The 23,623-nt window shown below is 60.5% G+C and carries 20 protein-coding genes and 1 pseudogene; 8 read left to right on the top strand and 13 right to left on the bottom strand.

Annotated elements, in window-relative coordinates:
• Nucleotides 1-17: 17 nt before the first annotated feature.
• Nucleotides 18-743, bottom strand: a complete 726-nt coding sequence (locus tag DM992_RS20700) for a helix-turn-helix transcriptional regulator (protein WP_111020322.1) — start codon at nucleotides 741-743, stop codon at nucleotides 18-20.
• A gap of 153 nt (nucleotides 744-896) precedes the next feature.
• Here DM992_RS20700 and DM992_RS20695 point away from each other — a divergent pair, with 153 nt between their 5' ends.
• Entirely contained in the window at nucleotides 897-1,823 is a 927-nt protein-coding gene (locus tag DM992_RS20695; RefSeq protein WP_111018425.1) for a DMT family transporter, read from the top strand.
• A 598-nt stretch (nucleotides 1,824-2,421) separates the two neighbouring features.
• Here the strand turns inward: DM992_RS20695 and DM992_RS20690 are convergent.
• Nucleotides 2,422-3,294, bottom strand: a complete 873-nt coding sequence (locus DM992_RS20690; RefSeq protein ID WP_111018424.1) for a LysR family transcriptional regulator — start codon at nucleotides 3,292-3,294, stop codon at nucleotides 2,422-2,424.
• Between the two features lie 95 nt (nucleotides 3,295-3,389).
• Between DM992_RS20690 and DM992_RS20685 the strand changes: the two genes are divergently transcribed.
• Complete coding sequence (locus tag DM992_RS20685; RefSeq protein ID WP_111018423.1) at nucleotides 3,390-4,814, top strand: MFS transporter; 1,425 nt, start codon at nucleotides 3,390-3,392, stop codon at nucleotides 4,812-4,814.
• A 303-nt stretch (nucleotides 4,815-5,117) separates the two neighbouring features.
• Here DM992_RS20685 and DM992_RS20680 read toward each other — a convergent pair whose 3' ends face one another.
• The 3 genes from DM992_RS20680 to DM992_RS20670 form a co-directional block, all read right to left on the bottom strand.
• Entirely contained in the window at nucleotides 5,118-5,501 is a 384-nt protein-coding gene (locus DM992_RS20680; RefSeq protein WP_111018422.1) for an ATP-dependent protease, read from the bottom strand.
• A 432-nt stretch (nucleotides 5,502-5,933) separates the two neighbouring features.
• A complete protein-coding gene (locus DM992_RS20675) occupies nucleotides 5,934-7,172 on the bottom strand; it encodes an MFS transporter (RefSeq protein ID WP_111018421.1) in 1,239 nt (412 codons plus the stop codon).
• Nucleotides 7,173-7,487: 315 nt separating this feature from the next.
• Nucleotides 7,488-8,417: a LysR family transcriptional regulator gene (locus DM992_RS20670; protein WP_111020321.1), complete on the bottom strand. Its 930-nt coding sequence runs from the start codon at nucleotides 8,415-8,417 to the stop codon at nucleotides 7,488-7,490.
• Between the two features lie 139 nt (nucleotides 8,418-8,556).
• On the opposite strand from DM992_RS20670, the gene DM992_RS20665 reads away from it, so the two are divergent.
• Nucleotides 8,557-9,780, top strand: coding sequence for an FAD-dependent monooxygenase (locus tag DM992_RS20665; RefSeq protein WP_111020320.1), 1,224 nt, complete (start codon nucleotides 8,557-8,559; stop codon nucleotides 9,778-9,780).
• Nucleotides 9,781-10,330: 550 nt separating this feature from the next.
• On the opposite strand, the gene aspS is transcribed toward DM992_RS20665, so the two are convergent.
• The 3 genes and pseudogenes from aspS to DM992_RS42795 all read right to left on the bottom strand — a co-directional run bounded on the left by aspS (nucleotide 10,331) and on the right by DM992_RS42795 (nucleotide 13,243).
• Entirely contained in the window at nucleotides 10,331-11,605 is a 1,275-nt protein-coding gene (aspS, locus tag DM992_RS20660) for an aspartate--tRNA(Asn) ligase (protein WP_063897311.1), read from the bottom strand.
• A 367-nt stretch (nucleotides 11,606-11,972) separates the two neighbouring features.
• Nucleotides 11,973-12,746 (bottom strand): annotated as a pseudogene (locus DM992_RS20655) (IS66 family transposase); the annotation flags it as partial.
• Between the two features lie 194 nt (nucleotides 12,747-12,940).
• Nucleotides 12,941-13,243 carry an NAD-binding protein gene (locus DM992_RS42795; RefSeq protein WP_239511422.1) on the bottom strand — a complete coding sequence of 101 codons (303 nt, stop codon included), beginning with the start codon at nucleotides 13,241-13,243 and terminating at the stop codon, nucleotides 12,941-12,943.
• A 238-nt stretch (nucleotides 13,244-13,481) separates the two neighbouring features.
• Between DM992_RS42795 and DM992_RS20645 the strand changes: the two genes are divergently transcribed.
• Nucleotides 13,482-14,177: a VIT family protein gene (locus DM992_RS20645; RefSeq protein ID WP_111018420.1), complete on the top strand. Its 696-nt coding sequence runs from the start codon at nucleotides 13,482-13,484 to the stop codon at nucleotides 14,175-14,177.
• A gap of 85 nt (nucleotides 14,178-14,262) precedes the next feature.
• Here DM992_RS20645 and DM992_RS41745 read toward each other — a convergent pair whose 3' ends face one another.
• Nucleotides 14,263-14,469, bottom strand: coding sequence for a hypothetical protein (locus tag DM992_RS41745; protein WP_162631680.1), 207 nt, complete (start codon nucleotides 14,467-14,469; stop codon nucleotides 14,263-14,265).
• Nucleotides 14,470-14,636: 167 nt separating this feature from the next.
• On the opposite strand from DM992_RS41745, the gene DM992_RS20635 reads away from it, so the two are divergent.
• Together DM992_RS20635 and DM992_RS20630 are read left to right on the top strand one after the other, a co-directional pair.
• Nucleotides 14,637-15,329 carry a CBS domain-containing protein gene (locus tag DM992_RS20635; protein ID WP_111018418.1) on the top strand — a complete coding sequence of 231 codons (693 nt, stop codon included), beginning with the start codon at nucleotides 14,637-14,639 and terminating at the stop codon, nucleotides 15,327-15,329.
• 130 nt (nucleotides 15,330-15,459) lie between these two features.
• Nucleotides 15,460-16,182, top strand: a complete 723-nt coding sequence (locus DM992_RS20630) for a Bax inhibitor-1/YccA family protein (RefSeq protein ID WP_111020319.1) — start codon at nucleotides 15,460-15,462, stop codon at nucleotides 16,180-16,182.
• Between the two features lie 222 nt (nucleotides 16,183-16,404).
• Here the strand turns inward: DM992_RS20630 and DM992_RS20625 are convergent, their stop codons facing one another.
• Complete coding sequence (locus tag DM992_RS20625; protein ID WP_111018417.1) at nucleotides 16,405-16,584, bottom strand: hypothetical protein; 180 nt, start codon at nucleotides 16,582-16,584, stop codon at nucleotides 16,405-16,407.
• Between the two features lie 327 nt (nucleotides 16,585-16,911).
• On the opposite strand from DM992_RS20625, the gene DM992_RS20620 reads away from it, so the two are divergent.
• Entirely contained in the window at nucleotides 16,912-17,277 is a 366-nt protein-coding gene (locus DM992_RS20620; RefSeq protein WP_034184980.1) for a hypothetical protein, read from the top strand.
• Here DM992_RS20620 and DM992_RS20615 read toward each other — a convergent pair.
• The 3 genes from DM992_RS20615 to DM992_RS20605 are packed head-to-tail and all read right to left on the bottom strand — an operon-like array spanning nucleotide 17,274 to nucleotide 19,617.
• Nucleotides 17,274-18,836 carry an IS66 family transposase gene (locus DM992_RS20615; RefSeq protein WP_111018416.1) on the bottom strand — a complete coding sequence of 521 codons (1,563 nt, stop codon included), beginning with the start codon at nucleotides 18,834-18,836 and terminating at the stop codon, nucleotides 17,274-17,276. The two genes, DM992_RS20620 and DM992_RS20615, sit on opposite strands and share 4 nt — an antisense overlap.
• Nucleotides 18,837-18,865: 29 nt before the next feature.
• Entirely contained in the window at nucleotides 18,866-19,213 is a 348-nt protein-coding gene (gene tnpB, locus DM992_RS20610) for an IS66 family insertion sequence element accessory protein TnpB (RefSeq protein ID WP_034184982.1), read from the bottom strand.
• On the bottom strand, nucleotides 19,210-19,617 hold the full coding sequence (locus tag DM992_RS20605; RefSeq protein WP_034184983.1) for a transposase: 408 nt from the start codon (nucleotides 19,615-19,617) through the stop codon (nucleotides 19,210-19,212). Before DM992_RS20605 ends, tnpB begins: the two co-directional genes overlap by 4 nt.
• A gap of 1,545 nt (nucleotides 19,618-21,162) precedes the next feature.
• On the opposite strand from DM992_RS20605, the gene ppsA reads away from it, so the two are divergent.
• Complete coding sequence (ppsA, locus tag DM992_RS20595) at nucleotides 21,163-23,571, top strand: phosphoenolpyruvate synthase (protein WP_111018414.1); 2,409 nt, start codon at nucleotides 21,163-21,165, stop codon at nucleotides 23,569-23,571.
• Nucleotides 23,572-23,623: the final 52 nt, after the last annotated feature.

The following is a 23,623-nucleotide window of genomic DNA, read 5'->3' as shown; positions in this document are numbered from 1 at the left end:
CAGTGCCGTTGAAGGTATTAGTTATAAAACGCGGAAGGCGCAACGCCAAAGTGTCGTTTGAACATCGCTGCGAACGCGCTCTGACTCGTATATCCATGCTCAAGCGCGACATCGACGATTTTCTCTCCGCGAGCCAGTTGCTCGAGTGCCAGAAACAGTCGAGCGTGTTGCCGCCAGCGCCCGAATGTCATCCCTGTTTCGCGATGAAACATTCGGTGCAGGGTCTTTTCTGCGATACCGAGCACCTCCGCCCAGTCTGCGACGGCATGGCGCTGATCCGGCGAGGCCATGATCGCGTCACATATCGTCCGAAGTTTCGTGTCAGTCGGCCATGCGAGATACAGCGGTAGCCGAGGAATCGCCGCTAACTCGGCGAGTAGCAGTTGCATCAAAAGTTCATGGCGACTGCCGCGTGCATAATCGAACGGCACATCGACAGCAGCGAGGATCAGTTCGCGAAGAAGCGGATGAACCTCCACCACGCAATTGCTGCTCGGCAAATGATCGACCGTACCGGGCTCGACGAATACCGTGCGCATCTTGACGTTGCCACTCATGCGGACGGTATGGTCCAGTCCTGCATCTAGCCACACGGCGCGCGTAGGTGGTACGACCCAGCGTCCCGCCCGCGCCTCGATCAACATGACTCCTTCGACCGCATAAAGCAATTGCGCACGACGATGCCTATGCAATGCCACAAAGGCACCGTGCGGATAATCGGCAGCCAGCACCGCGACCGGCATCGGTGTGTGCTCGAAAGGGACGTGGATGTCATGAGGCGGGCGCGGAATCATGGGGTGACATTTTTGCGATAGGTTGAGTCATTTTAGCGTGAGACAGACTGCCTCCCCACCGGCACGATTTGGCTTCGTTCATTTTTCAAGGAGCGCTTCGTCATGCCCGGTCTTTACTTCCTGTTTCCCCTTATCGCGATAATGCTCTGGGCCGGCAATGTGATGGTGTCGAAGCTGTCTGCGCATACGATTGATCCGACGGCCATCACGTTCTGGCGGCTGGTACTTGCTGTTGCATTGATGACCTTGTTCGTTCTGAAACCAGCGTGGCGAAATCGCGCTGCTATCGCGCCGCAACTGCCGAAGCTCGCTTTCCTCGGCTTTCTCGCGATGGCGCTGTTTCAGTGCCTGTCGTACGAGGCAGCGAAGACCACCACGGCGACCAACATGGCGATCATGACCTCGCTCGTGCCGTTGCTGACGATGCTTCTTTCTGTTCCGTTGTTGAAGGAGGTGCCAACCGTCGGAATGCTATGTGGTGGTGTTCTGTCATTCGGCGGCCTGATCTATCTGATCAGCTCTGGAAACCCAGCCGCGCTCTTTGCCGGCGGTGTGCACGCCGGGGATCTGCTGATGCTAATGGCAGCGCTCGCTTATGCGCTGTATGGAGTCCTGGTGCGCCGTTGGCACGTTGGATTACCGTCATGGCAGTCGACGTATCTTCAGGCCATCGCCGCATTGGTCTTTATGCTGCTTCTTGAAGTGCGGCTGCCGGTGCATGCAGCACTCCCGAACCAGGCGAGTTTGCCGTTGATTGCCTACGCAGGAACGCTCGCATCGGTTGTATTGCCATTCTTCTGGATGCAGGGAATCAAACATCTCGGCCCTAACCGTTGCAGCATGTTCATGAACCTGCTGCCGGTTGCAACGGCGGCGATTGCCGTCGGATCATTTGGTGAGCATCTTCATGTGTATCATCTGCTCGGGGGTGGGACAGCGCTCATTGGGGTGTTGTTGGCCCAGACATTGCGACGACCGTTGTTCACCGACACAGCGCATGCAGCAATGCAAAAATCGGCAGGACGATGAGCGTATCGAGGATCGGTCCGCTCATCGATACGGAACAGCCACTCCAGCCCACCATTCCGGACGGCTCAAAAGGGTGGCGGATTCAACCGGTCCCGGGCCGCCGGGACCGCAGTTGGCCGAGTCCGGCCACAAGCGGGCATCAGTTTCGCCTCCAATCCGACATTCGAGTGTCATGACCCTGCCCGGCAACGGACCTTGCCTGTCTCGTCGTAGACAATGATGTTGAATCCTTCGCTCAGTTCGCGTAGACCACAGTAAAGTCGTCACCGTTTGCGAAGCAAGGATGTCACTTCTCCGGTCGTCGTCGACCGGCAGATGCGAAACGCTCAGGAACTCATGAAATTGCACGCCGCGCAATAAAGTTGTCACTGGGCGGGGGGCGCGAAGACCGCTGTCAACTGCTCGTCGCCCCGTCGCAGCTTATCTCGTTACTACGCCGTTCTACGAGGTCCACGAGCGACCGCGTGCGATACCGAATGGCCGCTTCGACGGGTTGAATCCGCAACCCTATCCGGACAATCGTGAATTCACGCAAAGAATGCCCGCTCAGGCATGCATGTCGGACGCCGACGCCCAAGTTTGCGAGTGTCGAATGGCGTTACGATTTGGCAATCGACTCGAATGTCTTACGGATAACGTCCACGATAAAGTCAATGACCGCGCGAATCATCGGAGAATGCCTGAGATCGGGGTGCACAACCAACCAGATTTCGCGATGGAAAGGCTCACCGTCGAATGGCAGGCGCTGCAGTGCGGGATCACGATCGCCCATGAACACCGGCAGGCCCGCAACACCGATTCCCGTGCGTGCGGCCGCCTGCTGTGTGGTGATATCACTCACTTCGCAGACGATTCGGCGACCTTGAGCGATCGACTGAAGCCACTTCTGATGCGGCATCTCTGCGTATTGCGCTTCATAGCCGATGAATGCCCAATTGTCCGCTTCCAACGCCTGCACATATTCACAGCTTGCATATAGCCCGAAGTCCATTTCGCCGAGTTTTCGGGTGACGCTTTGTGGCTCCTCGGGACGAAACAAGCGCACCGCGATGTCTGCTTCGCGACGCCCCAGCGACACGCTTTGCGCTTGACTGGCAATCGCCAACCGAATGCCGGGATGCGATTGCGCGAACACATGCAGGTGGTTCGCGAAGAGATTATTCGCGAGGACCGGCGGCGCGCTGATCGTCACTGTACCCTGCATGGGCGCCTGCTCTGCCAGTGCGAGCCGTTCGATGGCGAAGGCGTCCTCCTCCATCTTCGCGGCGAACCCGAGAATCTGCCTGCCCGTGGCGGTCAGTCGACAGGCGCGTGGCAACCGGTCGACGAGGCGCATGTTCAACTCGGCTTCGAGCGCGCTCAAGCGTCGGCTGACCGTTGCGTGGTCGACCTTCAGCCGTCGGGCTGCTGCCGAGAGGCTGCCCGATTGTGCGATGGCGACGAAGAAGCGAAGGTTTTCCCAGTCGAACATCGGTGCATTTTCTCCGGTTTGATGTGCGATTTTACGGAATATCCGCACAGAGAGCGATCCTTTACGCTGCACCTTCCAAATTCGAAGGATCGCCAATGCAGACACCCTCAAGACTCCATCCTGGACTGGTTCAGATCGCGACATGCCTCGGTTTCGTCGTCGTGCTGATCGACGTCAGCGTCGTCAATGTGGCGCTCGACGCTTTGCGAGCCGTCTTTCGAGCAGACATCACCGGTCTGCAATGGGTCGTTAACGCGTATGCGCTCGTCTTCGCGTCGTCGCTGCTGTTGGCGGGCGCGCTCGGCGACCGGTTCGGAGCAAAGCGCGCATTCATGGCCGGCTACGCTATCTTTACGTTTGCGTCGATCGGCTGCGGCATTGCGTGGTCCCTGCCGGAGCTGATCGCCTGGCGTCTTGTCCAGGGTGTGGGCGCGTCACTGCTGGTTCCGAATTCGCTCGTCATCCTGCGACTGGCATTTCAGGACACTGCGGCCCGTAGCCGGGCGATCGGATGGTGGGGAGCAGGCGGCGGCATCGCGCTGGCCGCCGGCCCGGTGATCGGCGGATTGCTTGTCACCGCGCTCGGATGGCGCAGCATCTTCCTAGTGAACGTGCCCGTCGGCGTCGCCGGCATCTCGATGACGTGGCGCTTTGCGCCCGACACCGGCGCACAACGCGGCCGCAGACTGGATGTTCCCGGGCAACTGACCGGCGCACTCACACTGGCTGCGCTCACATTCGCGTTGACTGAAGCAAGCGCCCTGAGTTGGCGGAGTCCGGTCATTCTCGGCGCATTCGCACTGTGCATTGCATCGGGCATCGCATTCATCCGGCTGCAAGCGGGCAACCCCGCCGCAATGCTACCGCTCGCGTTATGGCGGGACAGGACGGTTCGCAGCACGACCGTGATCGGCATGATCGCGAATCTCGTCTTCTACGGCATCGTCTTTACATTGAGCCTGCTCTTTCAGTGGGGCTGGCATATGACGCCCGTACGCACGGGCGTGGCGTTCTTGCCGATGATGGGTATTCTCATGATCGTTAACGTCGCCGCGGGGCGACTGGCGAGCCGGATCAGCGCACGCACACTGGCAACGGCCGGCATGCTGATTTCCGCTGTCGGTTATCTGGCGATGCTGCCGGCGCTTGCCGCGCAGTCGCACTGGCTACTCGCGTTGCCCATGCTGCTGGCTGGCAGCGGCATCGCCCTGACGATACCGACCATTACCGATGCAATGCTTGCCGCGATATGCACTGCACAATCGGGTATTGCGTCCGGGTTGCTGAACGCGGCCCGCCAGGTCGGAGGCGTGATGGGCGTAGCGTTGTTCGGCTTCTTGGTTCGCCATACCGAGATGATCGCATTCATGCGCGGCATGGAGCAGGCGCTAATCGCTTCCGTCGTGTTGTTGGTTGTGGGTGCCGTGACCGCCTTCCGATACCTGAGTGCGACAACGGAGCGGCACATTCAAACCCGTCGACGGAGTACGGCCGTTGTCCGCTCCGAAGCGGACGTTTAAGTGTCGTTGCGTCGCAGGGCACGAGTGGCTGATGGTGGCCGGCCTCCGACCGTCGGGGCGCTGCCGCTCTGGGCGGCCGGGTCTGCGCCCGGAGACGGCGGGCACCGTCCCGTTGCTGCCGGTCGAGCCGTTGCAGCTCGAACGATGGGTGTCAGAGCACAACGGTCACCCGTTCCGAAGATCCGAAAGCTTGTCCTCTCTTAGCAGATCGGTTGCAGCAACTGAGAGCCGGGCGCACCACGTGACTGACCTGACTCTAGCCCCGCACCCGGCACGACTTGAGACCCCAATGGTAAGCAATGGTCAGAGATCTCCGCGCACTTCACCGGTTCCCAGCGCGCTCCGCCGCTGGTTGACTTCCGCCCAAAGCTCATCGCTGTCGTCATTGCGCAGCAGGACCATCCAGTCCAGTTGATTGTCGCTCACGCCGAAGTATTCCAGGATTTCCCGGCGAACCGCATCGACGAACTGCGCGTATTCCGGGGTTGCCTGGGCCTGCGCGTGCAAGGCGTCGTATGCTGCATCGTCCGCGGCGCTGCCGTGCTCGTCGATGTAGCGCGAGATCCACTGGTCTCGTTCGCGGTCGTAATCGGCCTCGGCGCGCATCGCTTGCACAGCCGTGTAGAAATCCAATTGGGCAAACGCGGCGATCGCCGCCGTTGTCGCCTCGTCGAATGTTGTCGTCATTCCATCTCTCATGTTGGTCATGGCACATCATCGCACGGGCGGCACCCGGGCAGGTGCCTCGAATCCGGATGGTGCAACGTGCCCCTGCGCGCCGACGTTTGGCCCGTGCAAAGGCACCATACCGGGAGGTTCACGCCTTCGAGTGCGCCGAGGCCGCACGGGCGACAGGACACTCGTTTTGCTGCACCGCAAGCACTGTGATGAAAGCAAGCGGGCGCGGTAGATCGCAGAACAAGTTTCGAGCGTATCGCCGCGAGCATCGCGCCGGCACTGAAGCGCCAAATCGGGCGCCGGACGTGGCTCATAATGGCCGGTCTCTGCCCGATTCAGGTTGCCGCCTCGATGAGACACAGGCGCCTCTATTGCGACGCCCCTTTGATCGTCGCGCTATTGGATTCGAAGGGTCAGTGCAATGACATTAGCTCAAGCCATTTACCTGATGCCATTGGAACTTTGGTCAGCGAGCCCCGCCGTTTGCATTTCACCTTTGCGTCGAGCATCCCGAACACCGACCGCTGCAATCACAGTTCCTATGACGCCCATGCTTAGGGAAATCAATACGATGACGGCACTCATCCGGCCGCGCCCGGAAAACATTCCGACCACTAACCCCGCAAGCGGTTGCGTCAGGTTATTCAACATGATGATGACGCCCAGCGTCTTGCCATAGTCCTTCGCGGGAATGATTTCCTGTCGAGCGCTGCGAATGTAAATGCTGAACATCTTGTCGAAGCCCACTATCAGCAGGAATCCGACAACATAGCCCCAGGCGAACGAACTCGTACCGGAAATGAGGCCGCCCAGCAAGATCGACATGAACGAGAACAAACCCAATGCTCTCCGTGAAATCGACGTCCTCGCGATCAGCAACAAAATCAGGATCGTGGCAATCGCCCCTGCTGCCTGCAAGGATGCGTAGAACGCGTCTGACCGATGATGCAATCCAGTCACCATCGCAGCGGAAGTTGCCAGCGTAACCCCGATGACCAAGTTCTCGGCTGCGGCCAACGCGACCAGTTTCCTAAGCCCCGGCAGGCAAGCGACATGCATGAGGCCGATCTTGATTGGCAGGACCCAATGGCCCGGCGCCGGCTCGGGGGCCGTCAATTCGAAATCGCTCGTACGTTGCCAGAGGATCGTCGCGCCGTCAGCCGCGAAGAACAAAACCGCCGCTGCGGCGACGACAAATTCCCAATTCCACCAGCCAAGCAGTAGCGCTGCCAGCATGGGGCCGAGGACAACTCCCAGTTGATCGGCAAGTTGGGAATAGGACAGAACCCTTTCGAATCTGTGGAGCTTGAAAACCTGAGGCAACAATACTTCTCGCGCGACAAGCCCCTGGCTGGTCAGCGCACCGCAGCACGCGGAGAGAGCGATAAGCCAGCCGATTCCGCCAAACACGCCATAGCCGACAACACCACCAATGCAGGCCAGCGCCCGATATAGCTGGCTAATACGCAACACCTTGACCGGAGATATCCGGTCACATAAGGCACCGCAAATCGGAAAGACGAGATATCTCGGTAGCGCCTCGATAAAAAACGCGATCCCCGACCAGGTCACCTTTTGCGTAGTCTGGAATACGACCAGTGGCACCAGGAAAAGCAGCACCTGATCCGCCAGTCGGGACAGAAATAGAGATGCGAAGAATGCAGGGTAGTTAATGCGCACGAGTTGCTGTCCGTAATCGCGTGGAATCGCCGCGGGTGGTATCGAAAGTTGTAGGCACTCCTTGCAGGGTCAAGGCGAACTGTTACAAGGCAAGCATACTTGCATATCTTTGACCTCGACCCATGCCGTGACGCCCGCTCGGGCTTGTGACTATTCTATCGGCGACAAGTGCACCGGTAGAACACGAATGGTCCGAGGTACCTCGGACCGACTGCCTTGGAGCGGCCTTCGCGAACGTCCAGGGGCGGAATTCGTTCCGATGACAAAATTCCGTAGCCGACCCGAAGGAAACGCTCGGCCATTCGGACGCGTAGCTCAATTCGACTTCCATCTTGAACCGCTTCCCACCCCGTCCAACCGCACCTGTATCAATTCCAGCAACGCCCGAACCCGCGCAGTCACGGAAAGCCGGTGGCTGTACGCGCCAAGCAATTGCAGCGGCGCAGGGCACAGGTCCAGCGGCACTTCCCGCAATCGGCCCGCAGCAAGATCGTCCTGGCATGGAAAAGCCGCCACTATCGCGAAGCCGATGCCTTGCCGCGCGCCCGCCAATGCCAGTTCGCCGCTGTTGACTCGATAGCGGCTGCGGACAGGCACTTTGACGATCTCGCCTGTTGCGTCGAGAAACTGCCAGGGCTGGCCCTTCAGCGCATTCAGAGTAGTGATGCAAGGCAAGGACTTGAGTTCGCGCACTTGGCGGGGTGTTCCGGTTTTGGCCAGCAGTGCGGGCGCCGCGACCACGATGCTGGGCAGCGTAGCGAGTTCGCGGGTGATAAAGGTGCTGTCATCCTGGCGGCCACGATGGAAGACAATGGAGAGGTCCACGTCTTCTCGGAGCGCATCCAGACCTGTCAGGCGCGTGTCGCATTCCAGTTCGACGCCGGGATGGAGACTACAGAATTCGGCCAGAATGGGAGCCAGCAGTCTTGGCGCTTCGCCTGGCATGCACATCTTTAGGGGACCACGCAGTTCACGCTGCATCGTGCCGAGTTCTTCTTCGGTGGCGAGCAAGGCGTCGAGCAGGGGTTTTGCGCGTTCGTAGAGCAGCCGGCCGGCTTCCGTTATGCGCAGGTGACGGGTGCTGCGTTCCAGCAAGCGGACGCCCAGCCTGCGTTCCAGCGAGGCGACGTGGCGGCTGACGTTAGATGATGGCAGAGCCAGCAGCCGCGCCGCGCCGGCAAAGCTTTGTTCATCGACGACCGCCGCGTAGACGCGGATGGTATTCAGGTCGAGGGCGTTGCGCATCATTATCCCGTATAAGGTATAAAAACGGCCCATTTTTACATGCTAATCCTCTGCGTTGACGGAGTCTAAGATGCCGTCTTCGTCCCGAAGAGTCGTCACTGGCGGCGTGTCGGGGCGGATTGAACAGGAGAGCTTCAGCATGGAAATCGGAATTCTTGGCGGCGGCATTGCTGGCTTGAGCGTGGCGCTTGCGTTGCGCAAGCGAGGGTACAGTGTCCGGGTATATGAGCGCTGGGCGGTGCCCGCGACCATGGGGGCTGGCGTGACGCTCTGGCCAAACGCTGGCTTTGTGCTGGAGGAACTGGGGCTGCTCCAGGACATCGCGGCAGCGGGCGGCCGGCCAGTGGCAATGCGCCGTCAGGATGCTGCGGGCAATTCGTTGGGGGGGATCGATATTGCGCTGCTGGACCGGATGATGGGATATCCGACCCATACGATTTTGCGCAGGGACCTGCAGGCAGTGCTGCTGGACCATGCGGTGCAGGCCGGGATCCGGATGGAATTCGGGCATCGGGCGGTGGCGATCGACCTGGACGCTAGTGGCAAGGCCGTGGCTCGGTTCGAAAACGGGGTGAGCATCCGTCCGGATCTGCTTATCGGTGCCGATGGCCGCATGGACTCTGTGGCACGCACGTTTGTCGCGGGGGACAACACACCAGTTTATCGGGGCTTTGTGAACTGGATAGGTGTGGCGCAGGAGCGGGACGCGCTAGTGGACGATATCGCGATTCAGGATTATTGGGGTTCGGGCAAGCGCTTCGGTTGCGTTGTGGTCCGGCCGGAGTTGGTCTACTGGGCTGCGGCGCAGGCGCGACCGCTGCTTGGGACATCGCAGGCAGCGGATATGCGCCAGGAGATTGAGGATCTGTTTTCGGGATGGCCGGAGCTAGTCACCCGGGTCATCCAGGCGACGCCGGCGCACGCCATCCGACTGATTGCCGTGCATGACTTGGAGCCGCTGAGCACATGGAGCCGGGCGAATGTGCTGCTGGTAGGTGATGCGGCGCACGCGCCGTTGCCGACGTCGGGCCAAGGCGCTTGTCAGGCGTTGGAAGACGCTTGGCATCTGGCTCGATGCCTGGATGGGAAGGTCGGCAGCCTCGATGAAGCCTTGCTGCGCTTCGCGGAGATCCGCGGGCCGAAGACCGCGAGGCTGGCCGAGCAGGGCCGAGTCTTCGCGCGCAGTCTGTTCGCCACCGATCCTGAAACCTGCCGCATTCGCAATGAGCGTGCCAAGGCGTCCGATCCCTTGCATGACGTGCAGGTCTTGGCGGCAGGATGGGCGCAAGGCTTGCCGATGCCCGGTTGCGGGGACGGCACGCCAGTGGACCGTGCTGGCTTCCGGAGTCTGTATCGCCTCTGAACGGCCGTGCCAATCCAAACACCGCACGACGTCTCCAGCCGCGAGACGCCTCACTGTGAACCTGGTTCCATGCCTTTTGCCCGCAGAGCAATCTAGCTGGACCGTGGCCGTTCTCACTTGGGTCTGGGCGAGGGATTTTGCTTGCTTCCCGGGATTGTCGTCGACTCAGGGCGCAAGTTCGACTGTCTGTTCCTTGCGATCGCCGACAGTCTGCGCCGCGTACCCCGGTAATCCGCGGTGAACAAAAAACAAGCGGAGCGGAGGCATCAGTTCGCCCCCTTTACGGGCCGTCGCGGCAATGACGCGAACCGTCCGTTGCGCCTCGGAAAGCCGCCGCACATGTCGTGCTCGCGAATGACAGAAAGTGGCGGCGGACTCGGCCAGCTGCGGTCCCGGTGGCCCGGGACCGGCTCCAATCGACTGCGGATTCAACCCGTCGATGCAACACTCCTCGCTGCTATGCAGCCTCAAGTGTGTTGCACAGACGGGTTGAATCCGCAATGCTGAGAGGTCTCTCGGAGTGACATGGCCAGAGACCGCTCCAAATACCTCAAGGCAAAATCCGATCCGGATCGCGCGGCACGAGCGCGGCCTCCTTGACGGTGCCTAACCCGAGAAGTTTCGTTATCACACGCTCGATACCGAGTCCGAATCCTCCGTGAGGAGGGCAGCCGTAACGGAAGTTATCGAGATAGTGCGAAATCGTCTCAGGGGCCAAACCTTTATCAATCGCCTGGGCCCGCACAGTCTCGTACCGATGTTCGCGAATAGCGCCAGTCGTGATTTCGATGCCTTTGAATACCAGGTCGAAGCTATGAGTCGTACCAGCGTCATGATCGTAACGGTGATAAAACGGGCGTTTTACGATCGGATAATCGTGGACGAAAATCAGATCTCGCTCGAGCAAGACGTAAAGCTGGCGCTCGCCTTCATCGGGTAAGTCGTCTTCGGGCCGCAGTTGCATCCCGTGATGAGCCAGAAGCGCCTTGGCCTCGGCCAACGATAGGTACGCTACGCTAGGCTCCAGCGGTAAATCAACGCCGAAGTGCTGGCGAACCTCGGGTGCAAAGCGCTCAAGGCGAGCGAAAGCGTGGCGGAGCATCGCCTCCTCGAAGGACATGACGTCTTGAGTATCGAAGACCCACGCAAGCTCAACATCGAGACCAGTAAATTCGGTCAAGTGACGACTGCTGCGACTATCTTCCGCCCGAAACACCGGGCCGATTTCAAACGTCCCCGCCAGACCTGCCGCAATGGCCATCTGCTTGTAGAACTGTGGCGACTGGGCGAGATACGCAGTGCGGTCGAAGTACTCGACGCGAAAGACCTGCGCACCGCTTTCACTCGCGTTACCCATCAACTTGGGAGTATGAATCTCGGTGCAGTTGTGCATCAGCGCAAATTCTCGACAAGCCGCCTCGAACTCACTGCGCAGGCGCAACATGCAAAGCCAGGCGGGAGATTTGAGATCAACGACGCGGTGCGAAAAGCGTAAGTCCAAGCCGCTCTCTGGCCCAATAGGAAATGGCTGGGCGACAGAAAAAACATCCACAGCATGGACACGAAGCTCAATACCAGATGTTTTGCTCTGCGGTGCCGCAATGAGTTCCCCGGTTGCACGAAACGTTGTGCCCGTCAGCCAGTGGCTGATTTGCGTATGGCATGTTCTGTCAGCCTTGTCGACGACCAGTTGTATCGGCTCTCCGGATGGATCGTGAGCCAACAGAAACTGGACATGTTTTTGGTCACGCAGAACATCGAGCGTGAGATAAAGACTGACCGTCTGTCCGATATGGGTGGCAGCGTCTCGAACGGATATCTGCATGAATGGCCTCGGCGAGTAGAAATAAAAAAAGGCTCTCGAATCGAGAGCCTTTGGTGTGAAGCAGGGCGAGCTGTCTCAGCAGTCAAACACGCTCCTGTCACCCAAAGGCGACATCGGATTATTGTGTTGATTCAGGCTGAAACGCGACATGAACGCAGGATAGATATTGGACAGATGTACGAGGACGTGCAATGAAGCGCGCAACGCGCAATGTACTGCTAAGGTAATATAAAGTGGAATAGGGTGTAAAGAGGTGATTCGCGCGGTCGGACAGTTTTTTATATTTTTAAGTGGAGTGTCCGTGGCGATCATGCTGGCGATTTGGTCGCAGGCAGCGTCGAGAAATGTGTCTCATTCGTAAGCGGTCCGCGAACAGCTTGCCGATCAGCATGACGGAGCGTGTGGCTTGCAGATCCGGCGAGCGTGCAGCCTTCGGTACCGACTCCTCGGCTTTGATGAAGCCGCCGCGTACGTGCGCCCAGCATCCGAGATGCACGAGCTGGTGATCGTGGGCGATGCCGTTTTAGAGTTCGTACCCGTCCGTCATCAACACGGTGCCGGGCTGCACGCCGGCATTGAGCTTCTGCGCATGTTGGGCACCGCGCCCCGGGGAGTACGAGAACATCCGCACAGGCGGCCCTGAACCGTTGATCTGCGCCCATAGGCAACTCTTCGCCTGCGGCCTTCGTCCTGGCTTCTTCAGCACCTGGAACGTTGTCTCGTCGCCGTAGATCAGGTCCGATTCGAGCAATGCGTCGCGCATCACGTTGATCACCGGCTGTGTGGCCAGTCCGACCCGCACCACGCTGGCGGCCAACGTGTTCGACGAGATGTCGCCGTCGAAACGACGCAGCAACGTGGCCTGACGATATAGCGGCCTACCGTACTGGTACTTGCCAGTGATGATCCACGCCGGTGCGGATTCCGTGAGCAGCCCGCGAGGAATGATGTGCGCCGGTGCGGGCATGACCTTGATGTCAAGGTCGAAGCACGGACACGCGTACTTGACGCGATGGTGCTGAACGGCGCGCACTTGCTCGGGAATCACGTCGAGCTGTTCGCTCGTCTCGACGCCGATCTCCACGAGGGCACGGCTGTCGCGCGCGCAGAATCGTTCAGACTCGGGTAGCTCATGCTGCACATGAGCATTGTCGCCGGCTGGCGCGGAGCCCGCAAGCGGGGCCGTGCATGCCGGGTGGATTCGCGCCAGGGTGACAGGCCTGCGACGAAACACGTTCATTGTCCTTTACCGGTCAAGCACACTGGATCCCGCTTTGTGCAGAGCATCCTTAGCTGTGATCTATTGTGAGCTTCGCAATTGCGGACCAGTCACGATCACCGAAACCCGCGTTTGCGGCGTCCTGCGTCGGTGGCGGCCTGCTTCGCCAGACGAAGATCCTTGAGGCCAAGCATTGCGTCGACTCCGGGTTGGTATCCATTCCGGATGATATTGCGGGAATAGGTCTGATAGGGGCGACTGCCGAACAGCGCACCCAGGATCAATTCGAAGAAGCGCTCTCGCGAAAGTCCGTTCGTCTCTGTTAGAACCACGGCTTCCGCCATCGCCTCCATTGCCATCGTGATCATCATGTTGCAGGCGATCTTGGCAGCATAGGCCGTGGACGGGGCATCGCCCATGTCCCAAACCTGTTTGCTAATGACTTCCAGCGCGCCGGCGGCGAGGACGTTGAGTTCACCCCCTGGCGGCTACATCCGGCCGCCCGAGCACTGGAGCGGCCACATAGGCGACACCTGCCGCTCGATGTGATCTGCCTGATTTCTTCAGCCCATTTTAATCTTGAAGAATGGCCCGGGTGGCTTCGGTTGAACGATACTGCTGCTTGAACTCGCTGGCACGATTCCTAACGGAGGCACTATGCTGCTGCGCCATCTTGAACTGCATCGTCTCGGATCCATGAACTGGTTGCGTGCCGCTGTATTGGGCGCCAATGATGGCATTGTCTCGACGGCGAGCCTCGTCGCCGGCGTGGCCTCTGCGCACACCCCTCATGGAAGCGTTGTGCTCACCGCCGTGGCCGGCTTGGTGGCTGGTGCGATGTCAATGGCGACCGGGGAATATGTTTCTGTTTCCTCGCAGGCGGATACCGAAAAGGCCTCCCTCGTCCAGGAGCAGGCCGAACTCAATGCCGACTTCCCGCGCGAACATCGAGAATTGACTGCAATCTACGTACGTCGCGGCCTGGATGTGCCGCTTGCCAGGCAGGTTGCCGAAAAGCTGATGGCGCATGACGCACTCGGTGCGCATGCGCGTGACGAGCTGGGCATTTCGGAGGTGACGTCTGCCCGACCTCTTCAAGCCGCGCTGGCTTCTGCCTCCAGTTTTGCGGTTGGCGCCACGTTGCCGGCTATCGTTGCTGCGCTTGCGCCCGAATCGGTACTGATTCCAGCCATAGTCGTCTCTGCTCTCGTTTCGCTAGCCGCGCTAGGTGGTCTGGCCGCTAAAGCGGGCGGCGCGAAAGTTGGCCCAGGTGTCCTTCGCGTCGTGTTCTGGAGTGCTCTGGCAATGGGCGTATCCTCAGGCGTCGGCGCGTTGTTTGGCGCAGTTGTCTGAAGCGCCGGACTGTTGATGTCCACGCAGAATTGCCCTCCCGGGATGCGGACAAAATCTTGGACTACTTTGGAGGTAGTCCATGTATTCATACGAAGACCGCGTTCGGGCGGTCGAGCTGTACCCGAAACACGGTGCGCAGCTGGCTGAGGCAGACCGATGCCGTCGAGCCGAAGTATCCAAAGCGCGTCAGCCCGAGCGTCGTTGACGAATGGGCCGCACCGCTGATATCGATGTCGTCGGGACGACGTCGCTTAGTGGTTTTTATCGATTGCGACGTTGTTTGAGCGGCCATGCCGCTCCATCTGCCATACGATCCGCCGCCAGTTGATATCGGTCAAACTCATCCTGCATTTCCGAGTGAAGCATTCATCCTGTAGGCCGGTCGGTTTCCGTGACGGCGAGCGCAGCTTCTGCCGCCGACAGGCCGGTGAAGGGCCAGTGCATTGAAGGAGAGTCTTCATGTGGGCGCGCGACGTGATGACAACGCCGGTCATTTTCGCTACTCCGGAGATGGGCGTGCAGGAGACCGCCAAGCTGCTCGTCGAACACTCGATTAGCGCGGTTCCAGTAGCAGATGCAGACGGCAAGCTGATTGGTATCATCAGCGAAGGCGATCTAGTGCGCCGCGTCGAGATCGGCACCGGCGCCAGGCGGCGCTCCTGGTGGCTGGAGTTGCTTGCATCCAGCCGTGAACTGGCCAGCCAGTATGTGAAAGAGCATGCGCAGACGGTGAAGGATCTGATGAGCGTCAACGTCGTAACCGTCGACGAAGACACGCCCCTCTCTGAAGTTGCCGAATTGCTGGAGCGCTATCGCATCAAGCGTGTGCCAGTCGTCAAGAACGACAAGGTGACAGGATTGGTAAGTCGCGCGGATCTCGTGCGTGCGCTGGCCAGCGATACGCACGACAATCGGCAGCCGGTGGCGCGTGCTGACGCAGAGATACGCGAGGCGATACTACACGCGATGTCTGGCCAACGTTGGGCGCTAACGCGGGGCCAGGTCATCGTCAAGAAAGGAGAGGTACATCTCTGGGGCGTGATCTTCAGCGAGGAGGAGCGCAAAGCAGTGTGCGTTGCAGCACAGACTGTACCGGGCGTTAAACGGGTAATCAGCCATCTTGTCTATCCGGTTACGCTTCCGTCCATGTAAAAGTACACAAATCCGCGCTATCGGCAGCACGTCCGCAGCACACCCGCGGGCCTCGCGGTGCGAGATTGGCCATATGAATGGCAGTGTCGATGGATGGCACGCCCGGTGCTGCGATCTCAGGAGGTTGACCATGGCAAACGACCGTCCCAAGGCGGTTCGGGCAGAAGCGCATCGGCCTTTATTGGACACTGGCGACATCGGCCTTCTGCAGTATTTGCGTCGCGTTTATAACTATATGGCCGGGGGGCTGGCACTGACAGGCGTCGTTGCTTACGTTGGAGCAACGAGTGGCTTTTACGTGGCGATCACCGGAACGCCCCTCATCTGGGTCGTGCTGCTTGCCCCGCTGGGGTTGGTCATGTTTCTGAGCTTCCGCATCGAGCGCATCCGCCTTGGCGCAGCGCAGATCAGTTTCTGGGTCTATGCGGGGCTAGTCGGACTATCCCTTGCCGGGATCTTCCTCGTATATACGGGCGAGAGCATCGCGCGTGTGTTCTTCATCAGTGCGGCCACCTTCGGCGCAATGAGCATCTATGGTTACTCGACGCGGGCCGACCTCTCACGCTTCGGCTCGTTTCTGTTCATGGGGCTTATCGGGATCGTCATCGCCGGGCTCGTGAATTTCTTCGTGGGTTCCACGGCACTCCAGTTCGTCGTATCCGTGATCGGCGTGCTCGTGTTCACGGGCCTTACGGCATACGACACGCAACGGATCAAGAACATCTATACAGCGGGCGAAGATGACGAGATCGCCGGCAAGAAGGCGATCATGGGCGCGCTTGCCCTCTATCTCGATTTCCTCAACCTCTTCCTGATGCTGATGCGACTCTTTGGCGACCGCCGCCGCAGCTAGGTGAACGATTGAGGATCGGGACCGAGAGCGCCGCGGCAAGCCTCTGCAGGATCGCCGCCGGAGCAAGCGGAGATCGTTGGGAAAGTAGTCAGCGTCAAGACACCCCAAGCCGCTCCGGGCGGCACGGGTCGAGCACTCGTGCCGGCGGAAAACCCCTGTCCACGCGACCAGGCCGAGGGCAGGGATGTGTCCCCGGCATCGCCTGCCGAAACCGGCCACATATCATGTCGGTTTAGTCTGAGAGTTGACACCGCCCAACGCCTCGAGCGCGGCGAGTCGGGCATTCATCAGTTCCGCATGCAGCTTGATCGCCCGGATCAGAAATTGAACATCCTCGTTTTCGCTTTTCGAAGCAAGGTCATCGAATTCGGCCCACATCTCCTTTATCCGTTCGGCGTGCATGGCGACTCCTTTGGCGTGTGGATGGAACTACGTTGGACGGCAGGTCGCAACATCCTTGATGCCGTACGAACAGCATCCTCATTAACCTGCCTTGGGCGCTGATCTGGATCAAGGAGGCGCAACTTGGGGCGGCCTTGATTTCCGTGCGTTTTCCCGGTTAGCGAGGCAGCAACCGAGTTTGAGGAACGTGCCGTGAATGTCGGCATGGCGCTCAAAACGAATGCGGAGACGATGGAAGTGATGCAGTCATACGACCCGTCCCAACGTAAGCGTGGCACCGACACCGTATTGCTTTAGCATGGCGGCTTTCCAATCGAGATCGCCGAGATGCCAGTGGAGCCACGTTTTATCGCGAACCGAGTTGTTGCCATCGTGGTGCCGAAGGCTCCGTTTGTTACCTGGATCAACAGCGTCGATTCTGCCCCAGGCATGGCATTGACGCTGGAACAAGCCAGCGAGAACGCAAACGCTTTTCTGGTTCCTGCATCCGGTAGCGATCCCGATGCCGCTGCCAAGCGTTGGTTACAGAAGCACTGGCAGGTCATTTTCGAACGCATGCTCGAGGACTGGTATGTCGACGAGCGTCTATGGCCGCAAGGTCGTACGCTCAAGCTATTCAAGGAGTGGTGTGAGATCCGCATGCACTCGATTGTCCTGGATTGCGCCGAAGCGCCGATCTCGTACGAGGACTAAGCCAGATCCTGTGCCAGAGGCCAGGGCAGCAGGTCATCAATCCGGTTGATCGGATGATCCGCAATGCGCGCCAGCACATGGCGCAGATATGCTTCCGGATCGATGTCATTGAGCTTGGCGGTGCCAATCAGGCTGTAGATAGCGGCAGCGCGCTCGCCACCTGAGTCTGCCCCCGCGAACAAGTAGTTGCGCCGTCCGATAGCTACGCCGCGCAGTGCGCGCTCGACCGGCAGGTTGTCGATCTCCAACTGCCCGTCGTCACAGTAGCGTGTGAGCGCCTCCCACCGATTCAGCGCATAGAGGATCGCCCGGCTCGTGTCGGATTTGCGCGAGAGCGTTTCCAACGTGGCACTCAGCCACGTATGGAACTGTTCAAGCAATGGCCTGGCGTGGGTTTGCCGGTACGCCCGCCGTTCATCGGGCGGCTTGCCCCGGATCGCTTCCTCGATCTTGTACAACGCGCCGATACGCTCCAGCGCCTCGGTGTTCAAGGCATTCGGTCGCGCGGCATGCAGTTCATAGAACTGTCGCCGGGCATGGGCCCAGCAGGCTGCTTCTGTTACCTGCCCGGTTTCGTAAATCGCCTGGTATCCGCCGTACGCATCGGCTTGCAACGTACCGTTGAACGGCTGGAGATGCTGCTGCGGATGGATGCCCTTGCGGTCGGGCGTATAGGTGAACCAGACGGCTGGCGGCGTCATGTCGGCCGAGTTTCGGTCGTCGCGCACATAGACCCACAGCCGTCCGGTCTTGGTCTTGCCATTACCCGGCACGAGTACCGGTACCGGCGTATCGTCGGCATGCAGTTTCGTGGCCGCCATGACGTGCCGGCGTAAGGCGTCGACCAGCGGTCGCAGCAGGTTCGCGCCATGGCCCACCCATTTCGCCAGCAACGAGCGATCCAGATCGACACCCTCGCGCGCGTAGATCACTGACTGGCGATACAACGGCAGGTGATCCGCGAACTTCGCGACCAGCACATGGGCCAGCAAGCCCGGACCAGCCAGGCCACGCTCGATGGGGCGGCTCGGCGCAGCCGCTTGCGCGATATGGTCGCAGCACGTACACGCCAGTTTCGGGCGCACATGGCGGATCACGCGGAAGCTGGCCGGTACATATTCAAGCTGTTCGGAGACGTCTTCGCCGAGTTGCCTCATAGGGCCACCACACGCAGTGCAGGTTTCGCCTGATTCCGGCCAGTACGTCAGGATCTCGCGCGGCAGATGCTCGGGAAGCGGTTTGCGCGGCGCTTGCTCCGGTGCAGTGCGCGTTGCCTTCGGAATCTCGATGGGAGCAGCACCTTCGTCGGCCTCGAGTTCCTCCAGTCGCAACTCAAGCTGCTCAATCTGGCGGTCCAGTTTCTCGGAACTGCGGCCGAACTGCATGCGGCGCAGCTTTGCGATCAGCAGCTTCAGATGCTCGATCTCGGCCTTGGCGGTAGCGTTCGCCGCCTCGTGCGATTCGACCACGTCTTCCAGATGTCCGATGCGCGCATCACGCTCAAGCAGCATAGCCTTGAGCGCTTCGATGTCGTCTGGATAGGCGTTTGCCGTAGTCATGCCGGCAGTCTACGCGGCGGCCAGCAGGTTTACAACGCCGAGGTCGGCTCCGCCGTGCGTATCGGCTGCCGCCAATCGATGCCTTCGAGCAGCATCGACAGTTGCGCCTGGCTCAGGCACACCACGCCACCATCGGCACGTGGCCACACGAACCGACCGCGCTCCAGGCGTTTCATCAGCAGACACATGCCGTCGCCGCTCCACCACAACACTTTGACCAGATCGCCACGCTTGCCGCGGAACACGAACACGTGGCCGCTGAACGGGTCTCGCTCCAGCACGGTCTGGACCTTCGCGGCCAAGCTATTGAAGCCCGAACGCATGTCGGTCACGCCGGCAGCCAGCCAGATCTTCGTGTGGCTGGGCAGCCCGATCATGCTGTCGGTCCCGACGCGCCGCGCAGCATGCGGAGCACCAGCAACAGCGTGGCTTCGTGGGGCGAGCCTTCGATGCGCACGCGGGTGTTGCCCACGCTGATCTCGATGGCGCCCGCCGGAGCGGCACTGGCGACTGGGGCCGGGGTCGGCTGCTCCATCTCTTGCGCCGGTGCTTCCACGGTCACGGGCAGCAAATCCACCGGATCGTATTCGCCGGCACGCAACGCTCGGCGCCATTTGAACACCAGGTTCGGATTCACCCCATGATCCATCGCCAGGCGCGCCACCGATACGCCCGGCTCGCACGCCAGCTTGGCCAGATGCCGTCGAAATTCGATCGGGTGATTCGGGATGCCTTTGCGTGAAGTTCTTTTCGGTGCGTCTGTTGCCAATTTGGTCTCCACTACTTTGGTGGGGACTACTCTGGCAACTTCTTTTCACCCAGTCGAGACGGTGCTGGGGACACGCTTACGTCCCAACGGCAATTCGACTCTCACCAGATGCCTCGCAAAGCGTGTCAACTCCGCTTGGGGAAAAGCCACAAGCAGGTGATTTTCTTCGGGGCGCAGCTTGTTTTCCATATGTTACTTCTCAATCGCTCATTGACCGACCACGCGTCCTCGCAGGCCGGCCTGAGCTAAAAAGATCGCATCAGGCCAGAATATGACCAGTTGTCGTTGGCACCGGCAGGTTGACCAGACCGACTGCATTTTTTCATTGACAGCCGGAACCGCAGAAACCTGAGACACGTCACATTAGAAATTTTTAGTGCGTACGATGGCGGCGGACTTGATTTAACTCAATCGCCAGTTGCCAGACCCGGACGGGTGGCAAGGAGCGGGGCGAGCTACCGCAAAAGTGACTGTTGCAAAAGATTGGAGGCCAACCCGGAGGTTGGTAAGGCTTCGAAATGATCGGAACACGAGAAACCATGTCAAGGATTACTCAATGATCACGGGCGGAGTCCTCTGACGAGCCTACGTTGTGTCTCGCCGTGTCGAGCATGAGCGGGACGCACCTTATCCGGGAATTCAATCAGACTGAGCAGTTATCGAGAATTCTCGTCGTTACGAGGCTATCGAAAGCCAACGTTGGCAGTCTGAGTTTCGCGGCAGGGGCCTCTGGCTTCGTGGTCAACCCCAGCCCGTCGCACGAATTGTTCGCAGCCGTTCGAAAGTTCACGTCAGGTGGCATTTGTGTGAACCTTGAAGCGTCCGATCATGCCGAGGTTCGACGCGGCAACGGTTGCGGGTGGCTTACCGCATGAGCGGCTGACGCCCATGGAGCACCATACTTTTCGCGTCGCGTATGGCCAGGCAGTGGATGAACTCGTGGCCACTCTGGGCGCAAGCTCGAAAACTGTAAGCATCGATCGCCCAAATATCATAGGAGTAATGGGGCTCCGCGGCCAAGTCGATCTGGTCCGGTATGCAATCGTCAGTCGAGCGCGACGAGTCGGTGATCTGCGGAAGCATGCCTCAAATCATCTTACGCTTGGCGTCGAGCGCTCGTTAGGCGCTGCACGAGCTTTCGGCCTTGCTCCGATAAGCGAACGTGGGTGGAGCGTGCAATAGGATCCGTTTCGACGACGACTAGACCGTCATCGACGAGCTGATGCAATTCCACGTGTTCGCTGCGGAACGGCGACGGTGCATCCGCAAGAATCATCAAAGCTGCGATTTCATGTGGGCGCAGCATCGTTCTGCTTCTCCAATCGAAGTGTTGGTTTGTGGCAAAAGCGTCGCGTCCTTAACGCGCGACACGAGAGAAACGTCATCCGCGCGGCGTGCGGCACCCGTTCTTGATTCAGGTCAGCTGCAAGACCGCGACGCGGAGCCAGCATGAACGTGCATTCGTCGTGTCCGGCAGGCCGCACCGGCGAAACCGGCCGGGCTCGACCAACGCGCGCCATTCGCTGGCAACCCCGCCGCGACGACCGGAGATCAGTCATGAATCAAGGGAATGAACACATCGTCTGGTTCGACGATCTGCGTCGCGGCGACGTCGCGCGCGTCGGCGGAAAGAATGCGTCGCTGGGCGAACTGATCGCCAATCTGTCCGCGCAGGGCGTGGCAGTGCCGCCTGGTTTCGCGACGACCGCGGATGCGTACTGGCGGTTCATCGATGCCAATGGATTGCGGCTGAGCATCGGCAGCACCCTCGAAGCGTTCGATGCGCGCAAGACGGCGCTCGCCGAAACCGGCGCGTCGATCCGGCAGGCAATTCTCCACGCCGAATGGCCCGCCGAGATCGCCGACGCGATCAGGGAAGCCTACCGTCAGATGTGCCGCCAGGCCGGGCAGGACGACGTCGACGTGGCCGTGCGTTCGAGCGCCACGGCCGAGGATCTCGCGGACGCGAGCTTTGCCGGTCAGCAGGAAACCTACCTGAATGTGCGCGGTGAGCGCGCGCTGCTTGCCGCGTGCCGCCGTTGCTACGCATCGTTGTTCACCGACCGTGCGATCGCATACCGCGAAGAGAAGGGCTTCGATCATCTGCGCGTCGCGCTGTCGATCGGCGTTCAGCGCATGGTGCGTTCGGATCTCGGCGCGGCCGGCGTCATGTTCTCGCTCGATACGGAAACCGGCTTCGACAAGGTGGTGCTGATCAGCGCAGCGTGGGGGCTCGGCGAGAACGTGGTGCAGGGCACGGTCAACCCGGACGAATATGAAGTGTTCAAGCCGCTGCTCGCCGATCCGGCGCGCAGCCCGGTCATAGGCAAGACGCTCGGCGAAAAGGCGCGCAAGCTGGTCTATACGCGCGACAAGGACGCGCCGACCCGCAACGTGCCGACCTCGAAGGCCGAGCGCGCGACCTTTGTCCTCCCGGACTCCGACATCCTGACGCTCGCGCGCTGGGCCTGCGCGATCGAGACGCACTATGGCCAGCCGATGGACATCGAATGGGCAAAGGACGGCATGAGCGGGGAACTGTTCGTCGTCCAGGCCCGTCCCGAAACGGTGCAGTCCCGCCGCGAAGCCAGCGCCGTGAAGACCTACCGTCTCGGCCTGACCGGCCGGAAGCTCCTCGCCGGCGTGAGCGTCGGCGAGGCCATCGCGGTCGGCAGCGTCTGCGTGATCGACAGTCCGCGCGACATCGCGCGCTTCGTCGACGGCGCGGTGCTCGTGACGCGCACGACGGATCCGGACTGGGTTCCGGTGATGCGTCGCGCCGCGGCGATCATCACCGATCATGGCGGCCGTACCTCGCATGCCGCCATCGTGAGCCGTGAACTGGGGTTGCCGGCCATCGTCGGCACGGGCAATGCGACCCATCTGCTGCACGATCAGCAGGAGGTGACGGTGTCGTGTGCAGAGGGCGAGGCGGGCTTCGTTTACGAGGGCATCGCGCAATACGACGTGGAAGCGATCGACCTGACGAATATTCCCGCAACCCGTACCCGGGTCATGCTGAACCTGGCGAACCCGGCCGCGGCTTTTCGCTGGTGGCGCATGCCTGTCGACGGGATCGGGCTCGCGCGCATGGAATTCGTGATCGGCAACCATATCAGGGTCCATCCGATGGCGCTGGCGCACTACGATGCACTGAAGGACGAGCGAGTGAAGCGGACTATCGCGACCCTGACCGCGGGCTACGACGAACCGTCCGACTATTTCGTCGATCGACTGGCGCGCGGTCTCGCGCGCATCGCGGCAGTCTTCCATCCTGCACCGGTCATCGTCCGCATGAGCGACTTCAAGACGAACGAATACGCGCATCTGATCGGCGGCGCGCAATTCGAGCCGCACGAAGAGAATCCGATGCTCGGGTTCCGCGGCGCGTCGCGCTACTATTCGCCGCGCTACCGCGCCGGCTTCGCGCTCGAATGTCGGGCGATCGCGCGACTGCGCAACGACATGGGCTTCAGGAACGTGATCGTGATGATCCCGTTCTGCCGGTCGCCCGAAGAAGCCGACCAGGTACTCGACGTGCTGGCCGAGAACGGACTCAGGCGCGGCGAAGACGGTTTGCAGGTCTACGTGATGTGCGAGATACCGTCGAACGTGATTCTGGCGAGCGCATTCGCGCAACGTTTCGACGGGTTTTCGATCGGCAGCAACGACCTGACCCAGCTGACGCTCGGAGTCGACCGGGATTCCGCGGAGCTGGCCGGCCTGTTCGACGAGCAGAACGAAGCCGTGAAGTGGATGATCGCCAGCGTGATCGAGGCCGCGCACAAGGCGGGCACCAAGGTCGGTCTGTGCGGACAGGCGCCGAGCGACCACCCGGAATTCGCCGATTTTCTCGTCGCGTGCGGAATCGATTCGATTTCGGTCAGCCCTGACAGCTTCCTCACGGTCAAGCGCCGCGTGGCGGCTGCGGAACAGGCCGCGCGCAACGAGCGTCCGCAACCGTAGCGAGCGCGATCGTTCCGGCCTGACTTGCCGGAGGCACGGTTCGCGCCGCGCA

The organism is Burkholderia sp. JP2-270 (assembly GCF_003233675.1).
Classification (GTDB): Bacteria; Pseudomonadota; Gammaproteobacteria; order Burkholderiales; family Burkholderiaceae; genus Burkholderia; species Burkholderia pyrrocinia_C.
Note: the sequence above shows the minus strand (reverse complement) of the source record. Positions and strands in the feature narration are given on the sequence as shown.